Below are 9,862 nucleotides of genomic sequence, written 5' to 3' on the forward strand. Positions count from 1 at the left end.
ACAGGGGATCAGTGGCGCACCCAGCTTCCCGGCCAGGCATAGATCCAAATGTAGGAGCTGGCTTGCCGGCGATGGCGATGTATCAGCCACCGCATCAGTCAACTGGACCACCGCGATCGCCGGCAAGCCGGCTCCTACAGGGGATCAGTGGCGCACCCAGCTTCCCGGCCAGGCATAGATCCAAATGTAGGAGCTGGCTTGCCGGCGATGGCGGTGTATCAGCCACCGCATCAGTCGACTGAACCACCGCGATCGCCGGCAAGCCGGCTCCTACAGGGGTTTCAGGCCAATTCCTTCAGGCGATACCAGAGCATGCCCAGCGCCAGCAGCGGCGAGCGCAAGGCCTTGCCGCCCGGGAAGGTCATGTGTGGCACCTGGCTGAAGATATCCAGGCCGGTGCTGTGGCCGGCGTGAATCCCTTCGGCCAGCAATTTTGCGCACCAGTGGGTCACGTTCAACCCATGCCCGGAATAGCCCTGGGAGTAGAACACGTTGGGGTACTGCTTCAACCGCCCCACCTGGGGAAAGCGGTTGGCGGTGATGCCGATCTTGCCGCCCCATTGAAACTCGATGGCGGCATTGGCCAACTGCGGGAACACCTTGAGCATCTTCGGTTGCATGTAGGCCGCGATGTCCGCCGGATCGCGCCCGGAGTAATGGCAGGCGCCGCCGAACAACAGGCGACGGTCGGCAGAGAGCCGGTAGTAATCCAGCCCGACCTTCTGGTCGCACAGCGCCAGATTCTGCGGGATCAACTGGTTGGCCAGTTCCGCTGACAAGGGCTCGGTCGCGATGATGTAGCTGCCCGCCGGCAGCACCTTTCCGCTCAGGCGCGGCTCCAGCTCCTCAAGGTGGGCATTGCAGGCCAACACCAGCGTGTCAGCGCGCACCGTGCCGCCGGCGCAGCGCACTTGCACCCTTTCGCCATGGATCAGCTCCAGCACTTCGGTGTTCTCATAGATCAGCACCCCGAGGGACTCGGCCACCTGGGCCTCGCCCAGCACCAGGTTCAGCGGGTGCAGGTGCCCGGAGCCCATGTCCACCAGGCCACCGGCGTACACCGTAGAGCCGACCACTTGTTGCATGTCCTGCGGGCCGACCAGGCGGGTTTGATGGGCATAGCCCAGGGCGGCAAGGTGCGCCTGCTCAGCGTTGAACGCAGCGAATTGCGCCGCCGTGTTCGCCAGCTCGCAGAAGCCCCAGCGCAGGTCGCAGTCGATCTGATGATCGCGAATGCGCTGCCCCACCAACTCCACCGACTCGATCCCGGCCCGCTCCAGGTAACGCACGCCCTCCTCGCCCACGTACTTGGCGAACCCCGACACGTCATGACCAATGCCACGGATCAACTGCCCACCGTTGCGCCCGCTGGCGCCCCAGCCAATGCGCCGGGCCTCCAGCAGGATCACCGACAGCCCGCGCTGGGCGAGTTCGATGGCGGTATTCACCCCGGTGAACCCGCCGCCGATCACGCACACATCAGCGCTCAGGTCGGCACCCAGTGACAGGCGCTGCTGCATGGCGTTGGCCGTAGCCCGGTAATAGGAACGGGCGTGGTCGTTGGACGCGATCATTTGTTGGTCTTCACTTTGCTCCAGGCGCGGGTCATCAGGCGCATGGTCGCCGGGGTGGGCGTGGTGGAAATGTAGAGTTTGTCGAGCACTTCCTGGGACGGGTACACCTCAGGGTTGTTCACCAGTTCCGGGGCCATGAACGGTTTGGCCGCCGGGTTGGCGTTGGCATAACCCACCGAGGCGCTGACCTTGGCGATCACCTCAGGGTCGAGCAGGTAGTTGATGAAGGCATGGGCTTCTTTCGGGTTGCTGGCATCGGCGGGAATCGCCAGCAGGTCGAACCACAGGTTGGAGCCTTCCTTGGGAATCGAGTAGGCGATGTTCACGCCGTTCTTGGCTTCCTTGGCGCGGTTGGCCGCCTGGAACACGTCGCCGGAATAACCGAAGGCCACGCAGATGTCACCGTTGGCCAGGTCCGAGATGTACTTGGAGGAATGGAAATAGGTGATGTACGGCCGCAGCGTCAGCAGCTTGGCTTCGGCCTGCTTGTAGTCCTCGGGGTTCTCGCTGCGCGGGTCCTTGCCCATGTAGTTGAGGATCGCCGGGAACAGCTCATCGGCCGAGTCGAGGAACGCCACGCCGCATTGGTTCAGCTTCTTGATGTTCTCTGGCTCGAACAGCACCGCCCACGAGTCGATATGGTCGATGCCCAGCACCTGCTTGACCTTGTCGACGTTGTAGCCGATGCCGTTGGTGCCCCACAGGTACGGCACCGAGTGGGCGTTGCCCGGGTCATTTTTCTCCAGCAGCTTGAGCAGCTTGGGGTCCAGGTTCTTGAAGTTAGGCAACTGCGCACGGTCCAGCTTGAGAAACGCCCCGGCCTTCACCTGGCGTGCCAGGAAGTGGTTGGACGGCACCACCACGTCATAGCCGGTGCGCCCGGCGAGCAGCTTGCCCTCCAGGGTTTCATTGGAGTCGAACACGTCATAGATCACCTTGATCCCGGTTTTGGCCTGGAAGTCGGCCAAGGTGGTCTCGCCGATGTAGTCGGTCCAGTTATAGACGCTCACCGTTTGAGCGGCCTGGCCGGCACTGCTGAACGCCGCGACAAGAGCCAGCGGAAGAAGCTTTTTCACAAGACGCATATCGACACCCCTTTATTGGTTTTTTTAGACGCTCAACAGCAGGAACTCACGCTCCCAGGAACTGATCACGCGCTTGAAGTTTTCATGCTCAGCGCGCTTGACCGCGACGTAGCCGCGCACGAACTTGTCGCCCAGGTAGCGCTTGACCGTGTCGCAGTCCTCCATGCGCGCCAACGCATCTTCGAGGGTGAACGGCAGGCGCAGGTTGCGGCGCTCGTAGGCGCGGCCTTCCACCGGCGCACTCGGTTCGATCTGCTCGATCATCCCCAGGTAGCCACACAGCAGACTAGCCGCAATGGCCAGGTAGGGATTGGCATCGGCGCCCGGCAGGCGGTTTTCCACGCGCATGGCATCGGGGCTGGAAGTGGGCACGCGCAGGCCGACGGTGCGGTTCTCTTCACCCCACTCCACGTTGACCGGTGCCGAGGTGTCCGGCAGGAAGCGGCGGAACGAGTTCACGTTGGGTGCGAACATCGGCAGCAGCTTGGGGATGTACTTCTGCAAGCCGCCGATGTGGTGCAAAAACAGCTGGCTTTTGTTGCCGTCGGCATCGACAAACACCGGCTTGCCGGTGGCAATGTCCACCACGCTCTGGTGCAGGTGCATGGCGCTGCCCGGCTCGTCGGCCACCGGTTTGGCCATGAAGGTGGCGGCCACGTTGTGCTTGAGGGCTGCCTCGCGCAGGGTGCGCTTGAACACGGTGATCTGGTCGGCGAGGTCCAGGGCGTCACCATGGCGGAAGTTGATTTCCATCTGCGCCGGGCCGTCTTCGTGGATCAGCGTGTCGAGGTCCAGGCCCTGGGCTTCGCACCAGTCATAGACGTCTTCGAACAGCGGGTCGAATTCGTTGGCGGCGTCGATAGAGAACGACTGACGCCCGGTTTCGGCGCGGCCGGAGCGGCCTACCGGGGTTTTCAGCGGCAGGTCCGGGTCTTCGCAACGCTGGGTCAGGTAGAACTCCATTTCCGGCGCGACAATCGGCTGCCAGCCTTGATCGGTGTAGAGCTGCAGGACCTTTTTCAGCACGTTGCGCGGCGACAGCTCGATGGGGTTGCCCTGTTTATCGAAGGTGTCGTGGATCACAATCGCGGTGGGCTCAATCGCCCACGGCACCACGTAAGTCGCGTTGGACACCGGGCGGCAGACCATGTCGATATCGGCCGGGTCCAGCAGGTCGTAGTAGATATCGTCGTCGACAAAGTCCCCGGTCACCGTTTGCAGCAGCACACTTTCCGGCAGGCGCATGCCTCGCTCATGCAGGAACTTGTTGGTGGGCGCAATCTTGCCGCGTGCGATGCCAGTCAGATCACTGATCACGCATTCGACTTCGGTAATCTTGTGTTCTTTCAGCCAGGCGGACAGCTGATCGAAGGGGGCGTTCATAAGGACCTCGTCATGGGTTGGGTGCATGCGCCGGCTTGTACTCCTGGCGCATTGAGGTCTATCTTGGGCCGGCCTTCAAACGGCATCTATCCACTTTGCACGAACCACAACGCACCAATAGAGTGCGCACGGATCACCCATGACACAGGCAACAGCCTTGCGCGTACAGGCCTTCACCACCGGTGATGTAGCCGCCCAATGCAATGCGACACCCGGTTGGGTGCAGCAGTACCAGCAGATGTCCCCGGGGCATTTCGCCGGGCAGATCCGCTACCTCGACCTGCAGGGCGTGGAGGTGTACGAAGAGTGCATGAACACCCGCGTCGAGCAGCATTTCAATGCCCCGCCCGGTGCCCTGGCGTTCTGTTTCGACGGCAGCGACAACGCGCTGTACATGCTCAATGGCGAAAGCCGTAACACCTGGATCACCCCCGAGAACTACCGCGAAGTGGCGGTGGTGTTCGGCCCGCAATTCGTGCAGCGCCAGGGCCTGGACGTGGCGAAACTCGAAGGCCTGTTCATGGCGCCGCTGACCTGCCAGCAGAACGCATTGTTCACCCGCTGGCTCAGTGGGACGCTGACGCGCTTGTCCACGGTGATCGACCCCGTCAGCCGCGACACCCTCACCCAACAACTGCTCGACGACTGCCTGTTTATCCTCGACAACGCTTGTGTGTGCCTGGACCGCAGCTCATTGCAAAAGCGCAGTGAAGAACGCCGGCTGATGGCGCGCATCGGCGAATGGGCGGCGGATGCGCCGGACGAGACCGTCAACCTGCTGGAGCTGGCACAAATTGCCGGGGTGCCGCTGCGCCAGTTGCAGCAAGGGTTCAAGACCTACACCGGCATGAGCCCGGCACAGTGGTTGAGGTTGCGCCGGCTGAACGGGGCACGGCGCGAACTGCTCAGTGCCAGTGACACCACCGTCGCCGAAGTGGCGATGAACTGGTCGTTCTGGCACCTGGGGCGGTTTTCCAACAGCTACCGGGCGCTGTTCCAGGAACTGCCGAGCGAAACCCTCAAACGCGCCCTCTGAATGGCAATCCCTCTGACAATGCACATCCCCTGTGGGAGCTGGCTCGCCTGCGATGGCATCAACGCGGTGTACCTGTTTCACCGAGGTGCCTGCATCGCCGGCAAGCCAACTCCTACACGTACCTGCCTTTGATCCAACCACTCAGGTCGGCTACTAGGCCGCCGTGCTCTTGCTTTTGATCTTAGGCGCCCCGTCAAACACGCTGGCCGAACGCAGGCTTGAATTCGTGGGTAACCCGGCAGGACGCCGGGTTAGCCGCCCCGTGCCATGGATGGCGCGTGGCGGCGGCCCACGGATTCAAGCCTTCGTTCGGGCATGCCGAGCCTAGGCGAGGCACCGAGTGTTGGGGCAAGAGCCCTTTTGGTTACTTTTGGCTGGGCCGGCATTCCGGGCTCTTTTCCAAAAGTGACCCGCCGTCAGGGCGGAACCCTAAGTGGCCGTTACCTAAGTAACGGATATGCACTCGATCCTAGTAGCCCGTCATACCGCCTTCGCAGGCAAGCCATCTCCCAAAATTGATCCTGTGGCGCGACAGAACCATTCTCAATAACTTGTAAAACCCCGTCGATCCACCTAGCTTATGCGCCCTCCTCTGCCCCTGTGCTCTAAGGCCCGACCCCATGGTGTTGCGTTTTCGTCCGTTCGCCCCTTCACGTTTCGCCCTCGGCCTGCTGCTCACAGGCGGTATCGGCAGCAGCTTCGCCGCAGAACTGGAACTACCGGCAGTAAACGTCCAGGGCCAGGATGAATCCGGCTACCGCAACTCAAACGCCTCGGTGGCCGGCTTCGACGAAGCGCCACTGCGGGATACCCCGGCCTCGATCACGGTGATCAACGCGGCCATGCTCAAGGACCAGCAAGCGCGCCTGCTCAGTGAAGTGCTGCGCAACGACGCCTCGGTGGGCGACAGCTACGCGCCCATCGGCTACTACGAAAACTTCGTGGTGCGCGGTTTCTCGCTGAACGCGGCGAGCAGCTACAAGATCAACGGGCGCACCATCACCGGGGAGCAGAACGTCGCCCTGGAAAACAAGCAGCAAGTGGAAGTGCTCAAAGGCCTGGCCGGCCTGCAAAGCGGGATTTCCGAGCCCAGCGGCGTGATCAACTACGTGACCAAGCGCCCCGAAGATGTGCGCTCGGTAACGGTGTCCACCGACGACCGGGGCAGCGGTTATGTGGCGACCGACGTCGGCGGCTGGTTTGGCAGCGAACAGCAGTTCGGCCTGCGCGCCAACGTGGCCCACGAAGACCTCAATTCCTACGTGGAACACGCCAACGGCCAGCGCGATTTCGTGTCCCTGGCCTTTGATTGGAACATCAGCCCCGACGCCTTGCTGCAACTGGACGCCGAATACCAGAACAAAAACCAGCGTTCGGTGCCGGGCTATCAACTGCTCGGCGGCACCGAAGTGCCCCATGACGCCTCGCCGAAAAAACTGCTCGGGCACCAGGCTGGCTCCCATCAGGTGGGTATCGACTCGCTGAACCTGAACGGCAAGTTTGAGTACCGCTTCAGTGACCAGTGGAAAGGCAGCGTCAGTGCGGCGCGCAGCAAGGTGGTGATTGATGATTACAGTTCGTTTGCGTGGGGCTGTTATTACGTAGGGACTTGCAACGCCAACACCTTCAGCCCCGAAGGTGACTACGACATCTACGACTACCGCAGCCCCGACGACACACGCCGGGACGATGAAGTGCAGGCGGCCATGACCGGGCTGTTCGACACAGCAGGCCTGGGCCACGAACTGACCTTTGGTACCAGCGCGTTTCGCCGGGTGGTCGACAAGCGCGAAGCAGTCAACGAGTACATCGGCAGCGGCAATATCAACGAAGATGCACCGAGCTTCACGCCAACCGACAAACCGTTGAACGACAGCCATCGCAACCTCGACAGCCGCCAATACGGGTTGTTTATCACCGACCGCATCACATTCAACGAGCAATGGCAAACCATCGTGGGTGGCCGCGAAGTGCGCCTGGATGAAAAGGCCTTCGACGGCACCACTGGCGATCAGACGCGTCACACCCAGCAATACGTGTTCCTGCCCCAGGCCGCGTTGATCTACAAGCCAGTGGAAAATATCTCGCTGTACACCAGCTACAGCAAAGGTTTGTCGTTGGGCGGCACCGCCCCCTGGTTCGCGACCAACAACAGCACAACCTTGGCCCCGACCACCTCACGCCAGATCGAAACCGGCGTGAAATACGACTGGCGCCGCATCAGCTTCGCCGCCGCCCTGTTCCAGACTCGCCAGGCCTACCAGTACGCCAAGCCCGACGGCACCGGTCTCTTCACCTACGTGCAACAGGGTGAGCAGAAAAACACCGGGCTGGAATTGTCGGCCAACGGCTGGGCCACCGACCGCTTGCAGATCGCAACCAGTGTGGCCGCGATTCGCGCACGGGTGACCGGCAGCGGTACGCCGGAGTATGAAGGCCACCAAGCGATCAACGTGCCCAAGCTGCGTGCCAGTGTGTATGCCGATTATGCGTTGCCGTGGGTGAACGGGTTGGCGGTGCTGGGCGGTGTGCAATACAGCGCCAAGAAATACGCCAACCGCACCGGCAATGTGGAAGTGGGGGATTACGCGGTGGTCAATGTGGGCAGCCGTTACACCACTAAGGTTGACGGCTATGAAACGGTGTTTCGCCTGAGCGTCGACAACCTGTTCGACAAGCGCTACTGGCGCGACGCGGGCGAATACCTGGGCGATGACTACCTGTTCCAGGGCGCGCCGCTGACGGCACGCCTGAGTGCTTCGGTGAACTTCTGACGCCATCGCCGGCAAGCCGGCTCCCACAGGAGGTGGGGTTATTTAGGCATTTTGCGAAAGCCGATGGCCAGGCGGTTCCAGCTGTTGATGGTGGCGATGGCTACGCTCAGGTCGACCTGTTCCTGAGCGCTGAATTCGGCGGCCAGGGCATTGAAGTCTTCGTCCGGGGCGTGGGTCTGGCTGATCAGGGTCAGGCTTTCGGCCCAGGCCAGTGCAGCGCGTTCACGGGGGGTGAAGAACGGGGTTTCGCGCCAGGCGGACAGGGTGTAGAGGCGACGCTCGGTTTCGCCGCCTTTGCGGGCGTCGGCGGTGTGCATGTCGAGGCAGAAGGCGCAGCCGTTGATCTGCGATACGCGCAGGCGGATCAGTTCCAGCAGGGGCAGTTCGATGGACAGTTTGCTGGTGGCGGCTTCCAGGGCGAGCATGGCTTTCATGGCGTCTGGGGAGGCGGTGTAGAAGTCGGTACGGGTTTGCATGGTGGTGCTCCAGGACAGTGGGGGTTGATGGCTAGGTTAGTCATCGGGGCCTGGGGGAGGAATATCCAATTTGGGGGAAGAATGGGTGACCAATGTGATGGACTGACTCAAACCTGATGGGGAACAGCGCATTGCTTCGGTACTGGCCACCTGTGCTGAGGCGCACAGCCTCGCAAAACTGTTCTGGGAGGCCTCACTTGCATGAGTCCGCCCAGTTTTAAAGTTTAAATACAGCCTCCACTAATCACACATCAGGTGTTCTTTTCATAACCTACACCCTGAAAAGAAAACTTTATCTCTTTGCCGACTCCGGCTTCCTTGGTCACCGTTTGACTGCCGACTATCGAGTTCTTGTACCGGCCATACAAACCCAGGCCTTTAATCGCTCCGACCTTGGTCTTGCCGTTTTCATCGGTAGTAAAAGGCGCAGAAAAACTACCTTGAGTCGAGGCAACCTGAGAACTTCGGTTTATTTTCGCACCGTATTGCTCGACAAAACCGATATTCCTACCGGACAACGCAACGTTCTGATCAACATCAAGGTCTTTTACATGTTGCTTGGGCCCAGGATTACCAGGGTCTGTCACATCCTGAATGTATCCGCTCAGCCTCTTGGGGTTCTCAGGGTCTCGCTCTATCGTGAGGTTGTATTTATTGCCGAACTTGAAATCCACCATTGTGCTGTTGCTGCCCCCTTTACCCCCATCCGCCTCGGAGGTTCCTTGCGGCGCTTTAAAATGTGGACCAAATCCAGAGAACGTAATGAGTGCCCTGCCATCTCCACGCGGCTGTATCCCGATGTAGCCGCCCCCTAAGCGTTTGCCTTTTTCATTATTAATGTCGAATTGCATCGCGTAATAAACCCCTCCGTCCTTGGCCGATTTCCTTTGGAGGCCTTCGTCGATAACGATTGGAAAGGTGATATTGGTCAAACCTGCGCCCGGCGCAGACAGTGAGTAACTTACTTGATACAGCCCATTCGGCGACGTGGCCTCTTTTTTAATTTCTAGCTTTGGGTCGCTGACCTTGTCCAACTTGGAGGTTTCGCCGGCATCCGACGTTGTGGTGGATGTTATTTCAATGCTTCGGGGTGGGGCTGAGACAGGGGGGTTATGGAGAGAAGATGCGGGCTGTGCTGGTGAGATAAATGGCGTTTTTTGAATATGCATAAGTACACACCTTCTATGGAATAGTTACCCATGGTAGAAGGCTTGCGCCTGCGCTAGCTGCCAGACAAGGTACCCACACGACTAAGACTTTACTGAAGCTTGGCGTCAGTAGAATTCCCATGGTTTTTTGTTTGTGGGCTGTCTGGGCAAGGCACCGAGTTGGGAGATCGGTTTGTTTGATGGGGGGTTAGTACATATCCGTTGTTTGGGTGATGGCGGCTTATGGTTCCGCCCTTACGGCGGGTCACTTTGGAAAAGAGCCCCAAAGTAACCAAAGGGCTCTTGCCTCAACACTCGGCACCTCGCCTAGGCTCGGTGTGCCCGTAATCCGACAGGTATTTGGGGGGCCGCCGCCACGCGCCATC

Annotated in this window: 7 protein-coding genes; 2 read left to right on the forward strand and 5 right to left on the reverse strand. The window is 60.5% G+C overall.

Features of this window, described 5'->3' with window-relative positions; genetic code table 11:
• Positions 1-281: 281 nt before the first annotated feature.
• Genes AC07SU_RS30460 through AC07SU_RS30470 form a run of 3 tightly spaced genes read right to left on the reverse strand, consistent with a single transcriptional unit; the run spans position 282 to position 4,042 of the window.
• On the reverse strand, positions 282-1,574 hold the full coding sequence (locus tag AC07SU_RS30460) for an NAD(P)/FAD-dependent oxidoreductase (RefSeq protein ID WP_494999216.1): 1,293 nt from the start codon (positions 1,572-1,574) through the stop codon (positions 282-284).
• Positions 1,571-2,659, reverse strand: a complete 1,089-nt coding sequence (locus tag AC07SU_RS30465) for a polyamine ABC transporter substrate-binding protein (RefSeq protein ID WP_494999217.1) — start codon at positions 2,657-2,659, stop codon at positions 1,571-1,573. The genes AC07SU_RS30460 and AC07SU_RS30465 overlap by 4 nt, the downstream gene beginning before the upstream one ends.
• 24 nt (positions 2,660-2,683) lie before the next feature.
• Positions 2,684-4,042, reverse strand: a complete 1,359-nt coding sequence (locus tag AC07SU_RS30470; protein WP_176999028.1) for a glutamine synthetase family protein — start codon at positions 4,040-4,042, stop codon at positions 2,684-2,686.
• Positions 4,043-4,181: 139 nt separating this feature from the next.
• Between AC07SU_RS30470 and AC07SU_RS30475 the strand changes: the two genes are divergently transcribed.
• Positions 4,182-5,078 (forward strand): helix-turn-helix domain-containing protein, encoded by an 897-nt coding sequence (locus AC07SU_RS30475; RefSeq protein WP_494999218.1) that lies wholly within the window; start codon positions 4,182-4,184, stop codon positions 5,076-5,078.
• A 620-nt stretch (positions 5,079-5,698) separates the two neighbouring features.
• Complete coding sequence (locus AC07SU_RS30480; protein WP_494999219.1) at positions 5,699-7,852, forward strand: TonB-dependent siderophore receptor; 2,154 nt, start codon at positions 5,699-5,701, stop codon at positions 7,850-7,852.
• 38 nt (positions 7,853-7,890) lie between these two features.
• Here the strand turns inward: AC07SU_RS30480 and AC07SU_RS30485 are convergent, their stop codons facing one another.
• Together AC07SU_RS30485 and AC07SU_RS30490 are read right to left on the reverse strand one after the other, a co-directional pair.
• A complete protein-coding gene (locus AC07SU_RS30485; RefSeq protein ID WP_176999025.1) occupies positions 7,891-8,328 on the reverse strand; it encodes a carboxymuconolactone decarboxylase family protein in 438 nt (145 codons plus the stop codon).
• A 251-nt stretch (positions 8,329-8,579) separates the two neighbouring features.
• Complete coding sequence (locus AC07SU_RS30490; RefSeq protein ID WP_494999220.1) at positions 8,580-9,497, reverse strand: hypothetical protein; 918 nt, start codon at positions 9,495-9,497, stop codon at positions 8,580-8,582.
• Positions 9,498-9,862: the final 365 nt, after the last annotated feature.

The organism is Pseudomonas sp. GW821-FHT05H12, assembly GCF_059419385.1.

Bases quoted from the DNA above. Each gene is read 5' to 3' on its own strand.
- AC07SU_RS30465 (WP_494999217.1), bottom strand. From the start codon at position 2,659: ATGCGTCTTGTGAAAAAGCTTCTTCCGCTGGCTCTTGTCGCGGCGTTC.
- AC07SU_RS30460 (WP_494999216.1), bottom strand. From the start codon at position 1,574: ATGATCGCGTCCAACGACCACGCCCGTTCCTATTACCGGGCTACGGCC.
- AC07SU_RS30485 (WP_176999025.1), bottom strand. From the start codon at position 8,328: ATGCAAACCCGTACCGACTTCTACACCGCCTCCCCAGACGCCATGAAA.
- AC07SU_RS30470 (WP_176999028.1), bottom strand. From the start codon at position 4,042: ATGAACGCCCCCTTCGATCAGCTGTCCGCCTGGCTGAAAGAACACAAG.
- AC07SU_RS30475 (WP_494999218.1), top strand. From the start codon at position 4,182: ATGACACAGGCAACAGCCTTGCGCGTACAGGCCTTCACCACCGGTGAT.
- AC07SU_RS30480 (WP_494999219.1), top strand. From the start codon at position 5,699: ATGGTGTTGCGTTTTCGTCCGTTCGCCCCTTCACGTTTCGCCCTCGGC.
- AC07SU_RS30490 (WP_494999220.1), bottom strand. From the start codon at position 9,497: ATGCATATTCAAAAAACGCCATTTATCTCACCAGCACAGCCCGCATCT.